The following is a 17,335-nucleotide window of genomic DNA, read 5'->3' on the forward strand; positions in this document are numbered from 1 at the left end:
AAGCCTGAAACACCAAATCCAGAAAAACCGGAAACAACGGATCCAGAGAAGCCTGGAACACCAAATCCAGAAAAACCTGAAAAAGAATTACCGAAGACAGGAAAGAAAATGCCTGTGGAACCATATATGGGAGCGTTTCTTGTAATGATGAGTTTTGGATTACTCGTATTAGGTAGAAAACAGCAGAGATAATAAAAGTGAAAAGGTATCCTTCAAGTATTGGAGGATACCTTTTTTATTTTATTTTATTTGGCATAAAAAAGCATCTAGCAAAAGAACTCGATACCAATAAAAACAAAAAGGAAGACAAAGTGCGTCCTATTTTCTTAATGCGGTTATATCAAAAAAGTTAGCTATATATTTAATGTGAAAGTACAAGGGTAAAGGTCTTCGTAATATTTGGGTGAAAAAAGAGTTATCTATGTAATTAATTTGAATACTTTAGAAAAGAGGTCTATTTCCTAAAGTATTCAAAGGATGATAGTCCAATAGCAGGTGGAGATGAAACTCGTTTTGGCACTGTATTAGCGCCTTAAAATGTAGATTGGGGAAAATAATGTAAAAAAACTATTGTATATTCAAAAACCTTATGTTACATTTGTGTTACAGAAGAGTTACAAATCGTAACTTATATTACGATTTGTTTTCTTTTGTCTTTCGGTATGTTACGAATTAGATTTCGTATCCAATCAACTGAGAATATATAAAATTAAAAAAGAGTTTTTCTATGTGTATAAGAGTGTGTGTAGTAAAGAGTCTGGTGAGATCTTTACGCACATGATTAAAATTCCTTTCTGTCTTTAAAAGAAGAAGAAAACCAACTACCAACTATTTAGGAGTTTTAAGTAATGATAGTAAATGAAATGTACTTCCTTTCCCACACACAAAGTACATCTTTATTTTCAGTCTAATTACTACACAGACTTTTATACATATGCTGTTATTTATTGTTTTAGGGATATATAGGAGGAGAAAAAATGAAAAAGTTATTAATGGTAATTGGACTTACGTTTTTAATGTTAGCTGGATGTAACAATGGGAATTTTGACAAAGCAATGGATGAAGGAAAGACTGCGTTAACGAATAAAGAATATAAAAATGCCTTATCATCATTTGAAAAAGCGCTAGATGAGAAAAAAGATGATTCAGATGCAAAGGTGCTTGTAGAACAAACGAAAGTAATGATTGAAGCAGTGAAGTTAAAAGAAGAAACAAAGGTAGAAGAATCAATTAAGTCATTTGAAAAAGTAGAGAATATGCAGAATGGAAATACTACGCTTGTAAAACAAGCAAAGGAAGAACGAACAGCATTACTAGCCATCTTAGAGCAAAACAAGAAGTATAGTGAGCAATTGACGAAAAGTGAAGAGTTAATAAGTAAGAAAAATTATGCAGAAGCGAAAGAAATATTAAATAAGCTAGTTGCAGAAACAAAAGATAACAAAAAACTTGAAGAATATAATAAAAAAGCGGTAGGGTTAGTTACTAAAATGAATGAAGAAGAAAAAACTGCAAAGAGTGAAGCAGCGAAGGCACAAAAAACAAATGTAGTAACGAATCAAAAGGTAGCAACAGAAAAGACTCAAAAACCTGAGGCAGAAAAAAATCAAAAGGTAGCGACAGAGAGTAATAAAAAGGTAGAAGCAGACAAGACTCAAAAAGTAGCGACAGAAAATAATAAAAAAGTAGAAGCAGACAAGACTCAAAAAGTAGCGACAGAAAATAATAAAAAGGTAGAAACAGGAAAGAATCAAAATGCATTTACTTTTGAGAAAGCGAAAGAATATATTAAAAATGAATATAAAGAAGACTATGATTACACGCTAGAGAATACGCAAGTAGAGAATGGAAAGAAATATTATCAAATTAGAGTGCATACGACATATAAAATAGAAGGTGCAGGTGGACCAGGATTTACTGGTGTATTTAAAGTATTCGAAGATGGTACAATTATTGAAATGCACTAAATTGATGAAAAAGGTATCCTCAAAGTAATTGAGGGTACCTTTTTTAATATAAAAAAAAGCATCTAGCAAAAGTACTAGATGCAAATAAAAACACAAGGGAAGACAAAATTCTTCCCTTTTCCCGTAAGTAATTATATCAAAAAATTTATAAAAAACTAGCTTTATTTTTAATATAATTGATGTGTGAAGCTATGAAAGTATAAGATTACACTATTTTTGTAGTGTTTTATTGAAAAAAGGAGCTGCGTATATGATTAATTTTAAAGCAGAAAATTTGAACCAACTATTAAAAGTGATGTTAATTAGTGCGAATAAGTCTTATGATGCGATTAAAGAGTATGAATTTACGGGAGAAGCAGTAGTGTTCCGTGTAGACTTTGAATATATTGACGTTTCTCTAATGATTGTAGATATGTTAGGAAGATCAGCTTCTCAATTTACCATTTTGCCATATGCCCGCCCTAATACGAATGAAATAGATTATATTCAGTTTCAAGTGTATGCCATTAATGAAGGGAATTTTAAAGAAGTAATGGATACGATGTAGAAAACTATAATTTTACAAAAATGTATATACCAACTAATATATAAGTAATAAATTCATATAATTGGAGTGATGAGATGCAGCCGTTAGAAAGGGAGATTCATTCTAATATGCTGAAAGTGTGGAGAATTCACGCTTTAATTGGGGCGGCAGTTATACTAGCAGTCGTAATTGCGTATTTCTTTTTTATGATTACTTTTAATTGGTGGGGATGGTTGTTTGGTTTGCTAGTAACAGGAGCTATTCTATTTATCCCGCTTGATTATTTTGTGTTTCCAAATTTACGTCAACGTTATTATAGTTACAGATTAAATGAAGAAGAGATTGAGATTCAAAAGGGAATGTTCGTTGTAAAACGCGTACTTATTCCGATGATGCGTGTGCAGCATGTAACGATTGAACAAGGACCGATTATGAGAAAGTATAATTTAGCAGAATTACATATTTCAACAGCGGCAACTTCTCATAGTATTCCAGGCTTAACGAAGGAAGAAGCAGAACAGTTGAAAAGACAAATTGGAGAACTTGCGAAAGTGAGTGATCAGGATGTATAAGAGGCAACATCCGATCACAATTTTATTAGGTATTCGAATTGCGGGTTTATTGCCTTTTATTTTTCTTGTTCTATTTAAATCAGATGGCCAAGTAAAACCTTGGTATTTCTTTCATCTCGTTCTTTTGGCTATATTATTTATTATGGCAATTTTCTCAGCTATAAAATGGTATTTCAAAGTGTACTGGGTTGAAAATAATATTGTACATATAAAGCACGGTGTGTTCGTTAAGAAAGAAAGTTACTTAAATAAAGAGCGTGTGCAAAATATTAGTACATCTTCTAACATCATCTATCAGGTGCTTGGACTGACAAAGTTAAATATCGAAGTAGCGGGCGGCGGTACTGAGCCAGAAGTAATGTTAGCTGGTATTAAAGAAGATGAAGCGAAGGAACTCATTGCTTTATTACATAAAGAAAGAAGCGTTGTGACTGAAGAGACGCTTGCGGCAGAAGAAAGTCAGACGGTATATCAGTTAGCAACGAAAGAAATTTTAGCAGCATCTATTACATCTGGTAGATTCGGATTAGTGTTTTCTGGGTTACTTCTTATTTACACAGAGTTTAATCAATTTCTTCCAGAATGGCTCATCAATAAAGTGGAAGCGTATGTGATGGATAACGGTGTATATGAATTAATTGTTATGGTCGCGATTTTAATGGCGGTTTCGTGGGTCATTTCAACAGCTGGCTATGCGTTAAAATATGCGAACTTTAAAATTGAGCGAAATAGAAATGAAATTCGCATCGTGCAAGGGTTATTTGATAAGAAAGAGTTTGTTTTAAAACTACACCGCATTCAAGCGATCACTGTGAAAGAAGGAATTCTCCGTCAGCCTTTCGGTTATTGCTCTGTCGAAGTGGAAGTTATTCAAAGTATAGAAGCAGCAGGGCAGGAAGTGATGTTACATCCTTTTATGAAGAAAAAAGATGTTCAGCAGTTACTTACGTATTTACAGTTGCCGTATGAAATGGAAGAGAAAATCGTTCCTTTACCGAAGGCTGCATTACGTCGTTATGTCATCATGGGATGGATTACAAGTGCTGTACTCGCTGTGCCAATTGCCGGTGCGAGTATATATTTTAAGCAAAATATGGCGTTATTCACTTTAATACCACTATTTATCATATTTACGTTACTCTCATACGCTAGGTATAAAAGTGGTGGATATATGATACGAGACAATCAGTTAGTCATGGTATACCGTGGCCTAGCAAAATATACAGGAATCATGCGAAGAAGGCATGTTCAAGCAGTCGGATACAATCAATCGTATTTTCAAAAGAAAGACGAGTTATGTACAGCTGTCGTATCGGTAGCGGGGCATCCTTACAAAGTGAAGCATATGCAAAAAGAAGATGCACTTTGTATATATAATTGGTATAAAGAAAAAGGAAACACCGGCGTGTAACGGTGTTTCCTTTTTGTGTCGTCATTTGTCAATAAGTCGATATAATTTCACATATCGCCGTCTCCAAACGCCAAAACTTAAACTAACACATCAAAAGTAGTCACGAAAGACGGACGAGAGAAAATACTTTTCTGTTGTTCCGCATGTGGATGCGCCTGAGCCTGAGCTTGTCCTTGATCTTCTGCTTGTGCAGGGCGTTTTTTGTGAGCGTTTTCGAATGAACGTGATTCTGTCCAGTCTTTAAAGTTTTGCTCCGTTTCCCACATCGTTAAGATAACATATGTATCGTTACTTAATGGGCGTAGAACGCGAATTGCTTGGAATCCTGGTTCGTTTTCGATAAGGCCAGCGCGGTTTTTAAAGCGGTTTTCAAATACTGGGCGACCTTCATCTGTTACAGAAATGTTATTACAAACGATGTAGCCAGGTTGTCCTTTAAATTCGCCAACAGCGTCTAGTACGTCATACTGAAGTGATCCTTCTACAGATTCTTCTGTATTTTCTTTATAAAACATATCTTTTTCATTATTTTTTGCAGTGAAATGTGCTTGTTCTAGAGGTGTTTCGTATGAAATAATAGCCTTCATTTTAATGCCCCCTTAATCGTTTGTTTCTATTATATCAACTCTCGTAAAAAACTTCGAAGATTATATACATAAAGATACTTCTTTTTCAAATAATAAATGTACCATCATTTGGAAAGAAGGCCGGTGTATGAAGAAAGTAAAGTGGACTTTATTAGGTGGGTTAGCAACGCTTGTATTAGCGATTGTATTTTATAAACTTATTGTGTTAGCTGGTGGCTATATGACAGATGAAAAGCAACTCGTTTTTCACTCTTCATCACGTATCGTTGACCAGAAAGGGAAAGAAATTACGAAATTATACGTAGAAAATAGAGATCTCGTACCAATCGAGCAAATTCCAAAATACGTGCAGCAGTCGTTTATTGCGGTGGAAGATTCTCGTTTTTATGAGCATCAAGGAATTGATTACCCGTCCATATTCCGTGCTCTTTATAAAGATACGTTAGCTGGAGAAAAAGTAGAGGGCGGTAGTACCATTACGCAGCAACTAGCGAAAAACGTCTTTTTAACTCGTGAAAAAACAGTTACGCGGAAATTGAAGGAAGTCGCAATTTCGCTTCAATTAGAGCAAAAATATACGAAGCAACAAATTCTTGAAATGTATATGAATCATATTTATTTTGGGCATGGGGCTTACGGTATTCAAGCAGCAGCAAAGTTGTATTTTAATAAAAATGTAGAGGATTTAACAGTAGAGGAAGGAGCAATGCTTGCAGGCCTTCCGAAGTCGCCAAACGGATATTCACCTTATTTCTCTCCAGAGAAGAGTAAGGAGCGCCGCGATCTCGTATTGTCACTTATGCATAAACAAGGCTATTTGACTGCCGAAGAAAGTGTACGTTATCAAGGAAAGACAATTGCTCTTTACAAAAACTTAGACGAGAATGAACTCGCATATATGCCGTATATTGATATGGTTATAGATGAAGCAGCTCGTTTATATGGATTGTCTCATCAAGAAGTACTTCGCGGAGGATATACGTTTGTCGTTCCGATGGATGAAAAGATTCAAAAGGTAGCGTATAACCAGTTTCAAGATGCACGGAATTTCCCTGGGAAAGAAGAGGGGGCGCAAGGTGCTTTTTTATTAATGGATAATCGTACAGGCGGAATTAAAGCGGCGATTGGCGGAAGAAAGTACGTCCCGAGAGGTTTCAATCGTGTTTTTGCAAAAAGACAGCCGGGCTCTGTGCTAAAGCCACTTATCGTCTATGCGCCAGCACTCGAAACGAAAAAGTATAATCCGTATTCTTTATTGACGAATGAAAGACATTCTTTTGAAGGGTATGAACCCCGAAATTATAACCATGCGTATTCGAAAGAAATGACGATGTACGATGCGATTTTAGAGTCAGCAAATGTACCGGCAGTTTCTTTATTAAATGAGTTAGGGGTAGAAGAAGGAAAGCAATATTTAGAGAAAGGAAATGTTCATATTACCGATGCTGGTTTAAGTACAGCACTTGGCGGGCTGAAAAATGGTGTTTCAACATTTGAACTTGTGAAAATGTATCGTGCGTTTTTAGCAAATGGTGATATTATTGAGCCGCACGTTATTGATAAAGTGTTAAATAGACACGGCGCAGTCATTGGAGAATCTCCAAAAGTAGAAACGAAAATTTTCTCGAAACAAACGGCATGGTATATGACGAAAATGCTTGAAGGAGTTGTGAAGGAAGGGACAGCGAAAGCCGGTGTATATAACGGGGCGTTAGCTGGAAAAACAGGTACAACTTCCTTACCAAATGACGATATTGGAGCTAGAGATATGTGGTTCGTTGGCTATACGCCAAATTTAGTAGGCGCTGTTTGGATTGGTTATGACCGTACGGATAAAGAGCATCAGTTGCAAGGAGAAAGTGCGTCAGCAACGAAATTATTTAAGAAAATTTTAACGAAGGCAAATGTAGAACAGAAAGAACAGTTTATGAAACCAGAAGGTGTGGAAACAATCGGTGCTCCGATTCGTCTGCGCAAAATCGAAGATGTGAAAATGAAATTAGCGTTTAGCCCTTTCGGTTTATTTAAAGCGAAATTAAGCTGGACACCACTTCCAGATGAAAGAATTATGTATCGAATTTATCGAGTGGAAAACGGAATTCATACGCAGGTAGGAACTGTAAATGGTGCTGGGGAATATGAAGAAAAGTTCGTTAACATCTTTTCAAAACCGAGTTTTTACGTTGTGCCATATAACACACAAACGAACCGTGAGGGAGAAAAGTCAAAAGTAGCTAAACCATAGTTTTTCTCTGTGTTATAATAAGAATGTTGTGAAAATAGTAAGCGTTTTTAAGGATGTTTGTGTCAATTTAATGAACAACGCACATAATATTATGCATTTTGTTTTTACAAGCTGTATAGTAAAAAAAGATAAATATCGGAATAGGACGTATTTAGAGCAAAAGCATTGGCAAGGAAGGGAGCAAGGGTCTTGGTAAGAACTATAAATGAGACATTTTTAAAAGCATGTAGGGGGGAACGTACTGATTATGTACCAGCATGGTATATGCGTCAAGCAGGTCGTTCGCAGCCGGAATATAGAAAGATAAAAGAAAAATATTCTTTATTTGAAATTACACATAATCCAGAGTTATGTGCTTACGTTACAAAACTGCCAGTTGATCAATATAACGTAGACGCAGCAATTCTTTATAAAGATATTATGTCACCACTACCTGCAATTGGTGTGGACGTAGAAATTAAATCGGGTATTGGTCCAGTTATTGATAATCCAATCCGTTCTTTACAAGACGTAGAAAAACTAGGGGAAATCAATCCAGAAGATGACGTGCCGTACATATTAGATACGATTCGTTTATTAACGACAGAAATGTTAGACGTACCGTTAATTGGTTTTTCAGGAGCTCCATTTACATTAGCGAGCTATATGATTGAAGGCGGTCCATCTCGTAACTACCATAATACGAAAGCGTTCATGTATGCAGAGCCGAAAGCTTGGTTCGCTTTAATGGATAAGTTAGCAGATATGGTTATTACATATTTAAAAGCACAAATTAACGCAGGAGCAAAAGCAGTTCAAATTTTCGACTCTTGGGTTGGAACGGTAAATGTAGCAGATTACCGTGTATTTATTAAACCAGCAATGGAGCGTATTTTTGCAGAAGTTCGTAAGATGGGTGTTCCAATGATTATGCACGGCGTAGGAGCTGCACACTTAGTAAATGAATGGCACGACTTACCGCTTGATGTAGTCGGCTTAGATTGGCGCTTACCGATTGAAGAGGCACGTGCACGCGGCGTTCATAAGGCGGTACAAGGTAATATGGACCCGTCATTCTTACTTGCGCCATGGTCTGTTATTGAAGAACATGTAAAAGGTATTTTAGATCAAGGGATGAAACAGCCAGGTTATATCTTTAACTTAGGACACGGTGTATTCCCAGAAGTAAATCCAGATACATTAAAACGTTTAACTACATTTATTCATGAATACTCTAAAGGGCAGTTAGCGAAGTAAAGGAGCATTGCTGTATGAAAAAGAAAATTGGTTTGCTTGTAATGGCATACGGAACGCCATATAAAGAAGAAGATATTGAACGTTACTATACACATATTCGCAGAGGAAGAAAGCCAAGTCCTGAAATGCTAGAAGATTTAACAGAGCGTTACCGTGCAATTGGTGGTATTTCTCCTTTAGCTACTATTACATTAGAGCAAGCTAAAAAGTTAGAGAAGCGTTTAAATGAAGTACAAGATGAAGTAGAGTACCATATGTATCTTGGTTTAAAACATATCGAACCGTTCATTGAAGATGCAGTGAAAGATATGCATAACGACGGTATACAAGATGCAATCGCACTTGTTCTTGCGCCGCACTATTCTACATTTAGCGTGAAATCGTATGTAGGACGAGCACAAGAAGAAGCTGAGAAACTTGGAAACTTAACAATTCACGGCATTGATAGCTGGTATAAAGAACCGAAATTCATCCAGTACTGGGTCGATGCAGTGAAAGGTATATATAACGGTATGTCAGAAGCAGAGCGTGAAAAAGCAGTATTAATCGTATCTGCACATAGCTTACCAGAAAAAATTATCGCACTTGGCGATCCATATCCAGATCAATTAAATGAAACAGCTGACTATATTGCAAGAGGTGCTGAAGTAGCAAACTATGCAGTAGGTTGGCAAAGTGCCGGAAACACGCCAGATCCTTGGATTGGTCCAGATGTACAAGATTTAACGAGAGAATTAAATGAAAAGTACGGATACAGTTCATTCGTATACGCACCAGTTGGATTTGTTGCGGAACATTTAGAAGTTTTATATGACAATGACTTTGAGTGTAAAGTTGTAACAGATGAAATTGGCGCAAAATATTATCGTCCAGAAATGCCAAATGCATCAGACGCATTTATTGATTGCTTAACAGACGTTGTAGTAAAGAAAAAAGAATCTGTATTGTAAGAAGAAAGGGGGAGCATGCTTGAGGAAAAAAGTTGTAATCATCGGCGGTGGCATCACAGGATTAACAACAATGTATAACTTACAAAAAGATATTCGTGACAACAACTTGCCGATTGATACATTACTGATAGAAGCATCGGGTAAACTTGGCGGGAAAATTCAAACCGTTCGAAAAGATGGATTTACAATTGAACGCGGACCGGACTCTTTCTTAGCACGAAAAGAAAGTGTAGCAAGATTAGCGAGAGAATTAGGTCTTGGCGATGAACTTGTAAATAATAAGGGCGGTCAATCATTTATCCTCGTAAACAATCGGTTACATAAAATGCCGAGCGGATCAATGATGGGAATTCCAACGCAAATTACGCCGTTTCTATTTTCCGGGTTGCTCTCCCCAATTGGTAAACTAAGAGCTGGCTTTGATCTGTTAATGCCGAGATCAAAGCCAGTATCTGACCAATCACTCGGGCAGTTTTTCAGACATCGCCTCGGCAACGAAGTGGTTGAAAATTTAATCGAACCATTACTATCGGGTATTTATGCAGGGGATATTGATGAAATGAGCTTAATGTCAACATTCCCGCAGATGTATCAAATCGAGCAGAAACATCGCAGTATTTCACTCGGTATGCGTACACTTGCACCGAAAGAAGAGAAAACTGAACCGAAAAAAGGAATCTTCCAAACAGTGAAAAACGGTTTAGAATCTATCGTAGAATCTCTCGAAATGAAGATGCATGAAGGTACGATAATAAAGGGTACTCGCATTGAAAAAATTGCAAAACTTGGTGATGGTTATACGATTACTCTTAGTAACGGAAAAGAAATAGAAGCGGACGCGGTCGTAGTGGCAACATCACATAAAGTATTGCCATCTATGTTTGCGCAGTACAAGCAGTTTCGTTTCTTCCGCAATATTCCGTCCACATCAGTAGCGAATGTGGCAATGGCTTTCCAAGAATCAGCCATTCAGCGCGATATTGATGGTACAGGATTTGTCGTATCTCGAAATAACGATTATACAATTACAGCATGTACGTGGACACATAAAAAGTGGCCACATACAACGCCAGAAGGAAAAACGCTTCTTCGTTGTTACGTTGGACGACCTGGTGATGAAGCAGTTGTAGAACAAACAGAAGAGGAACTCGTTCAGCTCGTACTAGAAGACTTACGAAAGACGATGGATATTACAGAGGATCCAGAATTTACAGTCGTAAGCCGCTGGAAAGAAGCAATGCCCCAATATACAGTAGGCCATAACGAGCGAATGAAGAAACTCACAACATTTATGGAAAAAGAGTTGCCAGGTATATACTTGGCAGGTAGTTCTTACGCTGGTTCTGGTCTTCCGGACTGTATTGATCAAGGTGAGACAGCCGCAAAGCGTGTATTATCTTATTTGGAGAAAGTAATGGATACTGAATTAATCGCACAATAAAGTGAAACGCCTTCAATCATATTGAAGGCGTTTTGTTACTTATTCGCCAACAAACATATATAAGTTATTTGGCTTTATAACGGCATCCCCTGCATAAATAATCCACTCTGTTAAGTTATCAAAATCTAAATGATAACTATTTCCTTCACTCATATCTTTTATAAAATATGGTTCGTTAATGAGTATTCCTTGAATGAAATCTTCCGTAATGTTTTGCATTTCAAACCACATATGTTCACTTTTTCCTTCTTCATAAGAGACACCAAACTTAGCGAGGAAACGAAAATCTTCATTTGATTGTTCAATGTGAAAAATGTTGCTGAAATACCCGAAAGTATTCTTCGCATTGTAAGCCATACGATCGGTTTCACTATTTGTTTTATAGAACATGAGACCTGTAGCTTCCTCGTATTCTTTGAAAAAACTTTCAATATATTCTTCTGAAGTATTTAATTTGAATAAGAGAACGGATGGAGATTGATGGTATTCATCTCGGTCATCCATTCCGCCTAAGAATATGTTTTGGGCATCTATTGGTTGTAGTTTCACTTCTTCATCCTCGATTGAAGATAATTGATCCATCCTCTTTTTATGCCCAATATAAGATAATCCTTTCTCCCAAGGAACAGCTACTGTATGTATAGAGCCTTGCTGACTATGCGCGATAACGATAGGCTCATTCATAGGGACTTGTCCGTTCTCAACGGCATTATTAGCAAATGTTTGAAAAAGATCGCCAATGCCGTAATAGGAAGAAATGCGATTTGGAATAATTAATTCTATCTCTGTCACACCTGCTCTTAAAAGCCCATGTGTATGAAACCAATATTGCGTAGGCTCACCGTCTTTACCGTCTTCATAAACAGAATGAATAACGTATAAATCAGGAATGTCAGGTAACAATTCATTTTCAACGTGATATTCAATATAGCTTCTAGAGATCACTTTCATTGCTGCACTTGAATCGATTACAAATAATAAATCTGGAGCGAGGTTCCATAAAAACTGTAACTGCTGGAAAAAGCAGTCCAGCACATCGCCTGCAAATAGCGTACGAGTGAAAATTTCGGTGCCATAAGCAGCATCTTCAAAAGTACGATCTAAGATTGTAGAATCTTGCCTATTGTACATTTTATATTCTTCTGGGTCATTCGCCTCATCAATATGCAGTTCATACGGTATGATTGTTTCGTCCAGATGTAACTCAACAATAAGGCTTGTCTCATCATTATAAACAATTTTTAACTCATCAACTTTAGTAGCGATATTTTCTAGCCGCTGTTTTAACTGCTCAATTGTAATTCTAGTTGGTATAACAGCAATCATATCTGAAAAATGACGTTCTAATGTTCCATTCATAGCTGCGCGGTATGTTTCTGTTTGCACTTCCATCCAATCACTCCTATTCAAATGAATCCATTTTACATGCCAATGAAATTTCGATATTTTCTGTTTTCTCTCTAACATTATAGAGCGCATTCGTAGAAGGTGTAAAATTATTATTTTGTATTATAGTTTGAAAACGAGTAAATTAGATTAATTTTTTGTAAAACTTGTCGAAATAGCATTCTATATAACGAATCATTTGTTATGATAGACATGCTGAGAAAATATGAAATAGAGAGAGGAAAATGGCTGTGAAGAAATTGTTAAGTGTCTTTTTATCATTCATACTATTGCTTTCATTTACTGGAACTTTAGTACAAGCAGAAGAAACGACTTCTATGTCAGTAGAAAAAGCAATTCAAGTATTTAAGCAGCAAGGGAAAACGAAGGGGACAGTGGAAGGATATATCGTTGGATATACGCAAAGTCCTTCTAAATACACGAAAGATCCGGCTAAGTTTGATGATACAAACGTAGCAATTGCGGATTCGCCAAATGAAACGAATCCAGACAAAATTATGCCTGTTCAGTTGCCAAAAGGCGATGTGAGAGCAGCAGTAAATGTGAAAGATCATCCTGAAAATGTCGGGAAGAAAGTTAGTTTAACAGGGACGCTTGAATTATATTTTAGTAGCCCAGGTTTAAAATCGGTAACAGCTCATAAGTTTCAAGGGGAAGGACAAAACCGTGTTAGCGATGTAGTAGCTTCGCCAGGTGGCGGAGAAGTTGCGAAGGGAACAGCGGTAACATTAACAACGAATACAGAAGGAGCAACAATCTACTATACGTTAGATGGCTCTAACCCTACAAATAAGAGTGTTCGTTATAACGGACAAATTATAGTGAATGAAAATAGTGTAATTAAAGCAATTGCAGAGAAAGAAGGGCTTACTTCTTCAGCGATTTCAACATTTTCATTTATTATCGTAAACAATGAACCAGTTCGTATTCATGATATTCAAGGAAAATCACATATTTCTCCCTATAAAGGAAAGAAAGTATACAATGTGGAAGGTGTTGTAACAGCGCTTGATAAAAATGGTTTCTATATAGAAGATAATCAGCCAGATAATGATCCAGCTACTTCAGAAGGTATTTATGTATACAAAAAAGATGCGAATGTAGCAGTAGGAGATCTTATTCAAGTTGATGGAGAAGTAGAAGAATATGTTGGTCCTGGATATGCAGAAAGGTTTGACACAGATTTAACGACGACTGAAATTAAAGCGAGCCGCGTTGCTGTAATCGCAAAAGATCAAGTTTTACCAGCACCGATTGTACTTGGAGAAAACGGTGTGAAAATTCCTGATCAAATTATCGATAATGATGCATTCGGTTTATTTGATCCAAATGAAGATGCAATCGACTTCTATGAAAGTATAGAAGGCATGCGCGTTACGATGCCAACACCAAAAATTATTGCGCCTCAGAAAAACGGGAATTTATATGTAACAGTAGAAAATGGCGGTGATAAAGTCGTAACGAAATATGGCACACCTGTATTAGATGAAAATCAATTAAACCCAGAGCGTCTTTCTGTAAAAGTACCTCGTGATTATGTAGCAAAAGTAGGAGATACTTTCACGGGAAATATAACAGGGGTAGTCGGATATGATTACGGTGCGTTCCGTATTGCGCCAATAACGGAATTACCAGCTGTAGTAGACGGTGGATTTAAGCAAGTAGGGGCGAATATTCAGCCTCGTCTTGATAAGTTAACAGTTGCTACCTATAACATTGAAAATTTCTCGGCGAATAAAAAAGAAACAACAGATGAAAAAGTAAAAGCGTTAGCGTATTCTATTAAATACAATTTAAAAATGCCAGATATTATCGGTGTAGAGGAAATGCAAGATAATAACGGATCGATTAATGACGGTACAACAGATGCTTCATTAAGCGCAAAACGTATCATTGATGCAGTACTAGAAATTCGCGGGCCTAAGTATGAGTATGTAGAAATTGCTCCGAACAATAATCTAGACGGAGGAGCACCAGGAGCGAATATTCGCGTCGGTTTCTTCTACAACCCATCACGTGTGAAATTAGCAGCAGTACCGAAGTTGCTTGATAAAAATGTCGTTCGCATTGGAGACGAAAACTCACTATTTGAAAGTACACGTAAACCGCTTGCGGCAGAATTTACGTTCCAAGGACAAAACGTTGTTGTCGTTGCAAATCACTTAAACTCAAAAATAGGGGATGCAACGCCATTTGGAAAAGTGCAGCCGCTCGTATTAAAGAGTGAAGAAAAACGAATTCAATTAGCGCAAGAAGTAAATCAATTCGTACAAGGAATTCAGAAAAAGAACACGAATGCACCAGTTGTTGTGTTAGGAGATATGAACGATTTTGAGTTTGCTAAACCACTAAAAGCACTAGAAGGAACAAACTTAAAGAATATGTTAAACACAGTGCCAAAAGAGAACCGCTACACGTACATTCATGAAGGAAATGCACAAGTGCTAGATCATATTTTAGTAACAAACAACATCGCACCGCACACAATTGTAGATCCAGTACATTTAAACTCAAACATTATGAAAGAACATGGACGTGTAAGTGACCATGACCCAGTACTTGCTCAAATTGATTTGAAGAAAGCTTCTTAAATAGTTATGAAAGAACGCTTAGAGATATACTGAGCGTTCTTTTTCTGTAAAAATCATGCTAAAATTAATTAAAAATTCAGTTTTTATAACAAGGAGGTTAAAGATGCAAGCGTGGTTAAATGGAAAATTAATGAATCAGCTTGCGATTTTTTTCAGTACGATCGTCATGCTACAATTTTTAGCTGATGTAACAGGACTTACTCAAAACTTGGACATTACGTATAACTTAATCAATACAGCAGCTTCTTATATAACGTTTAGTTTGGCAGTCATTTTTACTTTAATAGGTGCAAGAAGAGAATTAAGTAAATATGCAATTATTTTATTATGTTCAGTTGTAGGTATTAAAGCGATTTATTTTGCGGTGTTCGTTATTTTATGGGGGTTGGCAGGTACGCCGTAAAGAGGAGGGGGATTATATGAGCAATGAGAATAAGAGCGTAATTCCCTAAGCTAACTTAGGGAATTACGCTCTTATTCGTTCAATGATTTAGTCTGAAATTGCTTGAAACGCTTTTCTGCACCGATCTCTTTTTTGCAGTCTTCTTCTATATTTTTTTCTATCCCGCTTTACTCCTTGTATATACATAAATAAGCTAACGAGAAGAAAGAAAGCACATTGCATCGTTAAAATGTACGGTGACATGCCTTGCAATGGTTGTTTCGGATCATATAAATGAATAGGTGCTCCGCCTATTGAAGGAAATATTGTATTTAGCAGGACGTAAGGAATGGAGGCAACTGCAAATGGAAAGAGAATTGCCATATAGTCCTTTTGTGACCATACAGATGCAGCAAGTCCTAAAAGGGCCATTAAACCTGCAAATAAAAAATTAATTCCGATATATACAGTAATGTAAGTGAGAGGCGCATCGAAATATAGGTTTGCGAACATTCCATCAGCATTTATGATGCTTGAACCAATCGTAGGTGTTCCGTCTGGAATGGTTAATTTGCAAAATAATAACGATAAGATGAATGGAAGCGTATAAAGAAATCCTCCGCAAAAAAATGTAACGATATATTTCGTTACTGAATAAGGAAATATAGAAATCCCCTTACTCACGAACGGTTTAAAACCATCTGACTTATCCGAATTGTAACTTGTACTAAAGGGGAAACTCGCAATAACTGGCATTAATAATAAATAAACATCCATTTCATTGTCGCGAAATCCGATCCATTTTATATCTGTTGATATAGGTCCGCTCGCAGCGTCTCCTAAATAACGAATGACATAATAATAATGATAAATACAAATAAGAACGAATCCACTAAACATAATAATTAAAGAAACACGATTACAAAAAGCTTGCTTTATATTTAAACGAAGCGCACGCATCATGACTGAAAAAGCCTCCACTATTTTGATAAACTTGTCTATTTTCTATATTACTATTAAATGTAAAGATTTTCTTGTTTTTTTATTTGATTATTTGAAAAAAGGGAAATTTGTTGTTGTGAAGTAAGGTTTAATCGTATATCTTCAGAACGCCTTTTCCTTTTCTCTTTTCTTCTGATAAACTATGGACAGTATGATATAACTTGACTGGAATTTTTTATACTGGAAATAATAAAAAAGAGAACTTGTATAGAATGTAAGCGTGTGGTAATATCAAAGATGTACTGATTGACTATATTATCCAATTGGTCATTTTTGGAGGTGACGATGTGGCGATAGATCGAAAACGTTCTATTATTGAAGCTGCAACAAAGTCTTTTTCAGCGTTCGGTTATAAAGCAACAACGATGGATCAAGTAGCGAAGTTAGCGAATGTAGGAAAAGGAACGATTTATACTTTTTTCAAGAATAAAGAAGAGCTATTTGGTGAAATTATTTCTAATTTAATTACAGAAATGAAGCAAGTTGCAGAAAATGCAATTCGTTCAGATGTTTCATTTTTTGAAAATGTACATAGAGCATTATATAGCATATTAGAATTCAGAAAAGAACATCAGCTCATGATTAAATTAATTCAAGAAGAGCGCGATATGGGAACGAAAGAAGTACAAGAAGTGATGCAACAAGTAGATGTGGAAATCGTTTCTGTTATTCAATCGTATTTGAAGATTGCGATTGATAAAGGTGAAATTAGCAAATGTGATCCAGAAATTACAGCATTTATTATGCTTCGCTTATACGTATCGCTTATTTTTGATTGGGAAAAAAATCATGAACCGCTAGAAAAAGAAAAAATCGCAGAATTATTTGAACTTTATTTATTAAAAGGATTGTCAAACTAAGATAATCCTTTTATTATTATAAAAAAGTGACCACTTGAACAAATCGGTCATACATTTATTTTAGGGAGGGGTAATAGACATATTCACTTCATATGAAGAAACAGTTGCATAGTATAAATTCGGGGATAAGGCATATGTATGAATAGGTATAGCCTTTT

The 17,335-nt window shown here is 36.2% G+C and carries 15 protein-coding genes; 12 read left to right on the forward strand and 3 right to left on the reverse strand.

Going from position 1 to position 17,335, the window contains the following annotated elements:
• The 5 genes from KVT31_RS30240 to KVT31_RS10615 all read left to right on the forward strand — a co-directional run.
• Positions 1-192: LPXTG cell wall anchor domain-containing protein (locus KVT31_RS30240; RefSeq protein ID WP_253631338.1), on the forward strand; the 192-nt coding region annotated here is incomplete at its 5' end.
• A 785-nt stretch (positions 193-977) separates the two neighbouring features.
• Positions 978-1,967: a hypothetical protein gene (locus KVT31_RS10600; RefSeq protein ID WP_088095433.1), complete on the forward strand. Its 990-nt coding sequence runs from the start codon at positions 978-980 to the stop codon at positions 1,965-1,967.
• 250 nt (positions 1,968-2,217) lie between these two features.
• Positions 2,218-2,514, forward strand: a complete 297-nt coding sequence (locus KVT31_RS10605) for a protoporphyrinogen oxidase (RefSeq protein ID WP_088095434.1) — start codon at positions 2,218-2,220, stop codon at positions 2,512-2,514.
• A 74-nt stretch (positions 2,515-2,588) separates the two neighbouring features.
• Positions 2,589-3,065: a PH domain-containing protein gene (locus KVT31_RS10610; protein ID WP_088095435.1), complete on the forward strand. Its 477-nt coding sequence runs from the start codon at positions 2,589-2,591 to the stop codon at positions 3,063-3,065.
• A complete protein-coding gene (locus KVT31_RS10615) occupies positions 3,058-4,476 on the forward strand; it encodes a PH domain-containing protein (RefSeq protein WP_088095436.1) in 1,419 nt (472 codons plus the stop codon). The genes KVT31_RS10610 and KVT31_RS10615 overlap by 8 nt, the downstream gene beginning before the upstream one ends.
• Positions 4,477-4,553: 77 nt before the next feature.
• On the opposite strand, the gene hmoB is transcribed toward KVT31_RS10615, so the two are convergent.
• Positions 4,554-5,063, reverse strand: a complete 510-nt coding sequence (hmoB, locus tag KVT31_RS10620) for a heme-degrading monooxygenase HmoB (RefSeq protein ID WP_088095437.1) — start codon at positions 5,061-5,063, stop codon at positions 4,554-4,556.
• A gap of 127 nt (positions 5,064-5,190) precedes the next feature.
• Here hmoB and KVT31_RS10625 point away from each other — a divergent pair, with 127 nt between their 5' ends.
• From KVT31_RS10625 to hemY, 4 genes are all read left to right on the forward strand, one after another.
• The gene (locus KVT31_RS10625; RefSeq protein WP_088095438.1) at positions 5,191-7,308 is read left to right on the forward strand and encodes a transglycosylase domain-containing protein; all 2,118 of its coding nucleotides are present in this window, start codon (positions 5,191-5,193) and stop codon (positions 7,306-7,308) included.
• 189 nt (positions 7,309-7,497) lie between these two features.
• Positions 7,498-8,544: a uroporphyrinogen decarboxylase gene (hemE, locus tag KVT31_RS10630; protein WP_000252605.1), complete on the forward strand. Its 1,047-nt coding sequence runs from the start codon at positions 7,498-7,500 to the stop codon at positions 8,542-8,544.
• Between the two features lie 14 nt (positions 8,545-8,558).
• Complete coding sequence (gene hemH, locus KVT31_RS10635; protein WP_088095439.1) at positions 8,559-9,494, forward strand: ferrochelatase; 936 nt, start codon at positions 8,559-8,561, stop codon at positions 9,492-9,494.
• 19 nt (positions 9,495-9,513) lie between these two features.
• Positions 9,514-10,935 carry a protoporphyrinogen oxidase gene (gene hemY / locus KVT31_RS10640; protein ID WP_088095440.1) on the forward strand — a complete coding sequence of 474 codons (1,422 nt, stop codon included), beginning with the start codon at positions 9,514-9,516 and terminating at the stop codon, positions 10,933-10,935.
• A gap of 39 nt (positions 10,936-10,974) precedes the next feature.
• Here the strand turns inward: hemY and KVT31_RS10645 are convergent, their stop codons facing one another.
• The gene (locus KVT31_RS10645; protein WP_088095441.1) at positions 10,975-12,327 is read right to left on the reverse strand and encodes a DUF4026 domain-containing protein; all 1,353 of its coding nucleotides are present in this window, start codon (positions 12,325-12,327) and stop codon (positions 10,975-10,977) included.
• A 239-nt stretch (positions 12,328-12,566) separates the two neighbouring features.
• Here KVT31_RS10645 and KVT31_RS10650 point away from each other — a divergent pair, with 239 nt between their 5' ends.
• The gene (locus tag KVT31_RS10650; RefSeq protein ID WP_088095442.1) at positions 12,567-14,933 is read left to right on the forward strand and encodes a DUF6359 domain-containing protein; all 2,367 of its coding nucleotides are present in this window, start codon (positions 12,567-12,569) and stop codon (positions 14,931-14,933) included.
• Positions 14,934-15,036: 103 nt separating this feature from the next.
• A complete protein-coding gene (locus KVT31_RS10655; RefSeq protein ID WP_140392375.1) occupies positions 15,037-15,336 on the forward strand; it encodes a hypothetical protein in 300 nt (99 codons plus the stop codon).
• 87 nt (positions 15,337-15,423) lie between these two features.
• Here the strand turns inward: KVT31_RS10655 and KVT31_RS10660 are convergent, their stop codons facing one another.
• A complete protein-coding gene (locus KVT31_RS10660; protein ID WP_088095443.1) occupies positions 15,424-16,278 on the reverse strand; it encodes a hypothetical protein in 855 nt (284 codons plus the stop codon).
• A gap of 326 nt (positions 16,279-16,604) precedes the next feature.
• On the opposite strand from KVT31_RS10660, the gene KVT31_RS10665 reads away from it, so the two are divergent.
• Positions 16,605-17,177 (forward strand): TetR/AcrR family transcriptional regulator, encoded by a 573-nt coding sequence (locus KVT31_RS10665; RefSeq protein WP_000963375.1) that lies wholly within the window; start codon positions 16,605-16,607, stop codon positions 17,175-17,177.
• The last annotated feature ends 158 nt before the right edge of the window (positions 17,178-17,335 follow it).

It is taken from the genome of Bacillus sp. GbtcB14, from assembly GCF_019091205.1.
GTDB classification, from domain to species: domain Bacteria; phylum Bacillota; class Bacilli; order Bacillales; family Bacillaceae_G; genus Bacillus_A; species Bacillus_A cereus_AG.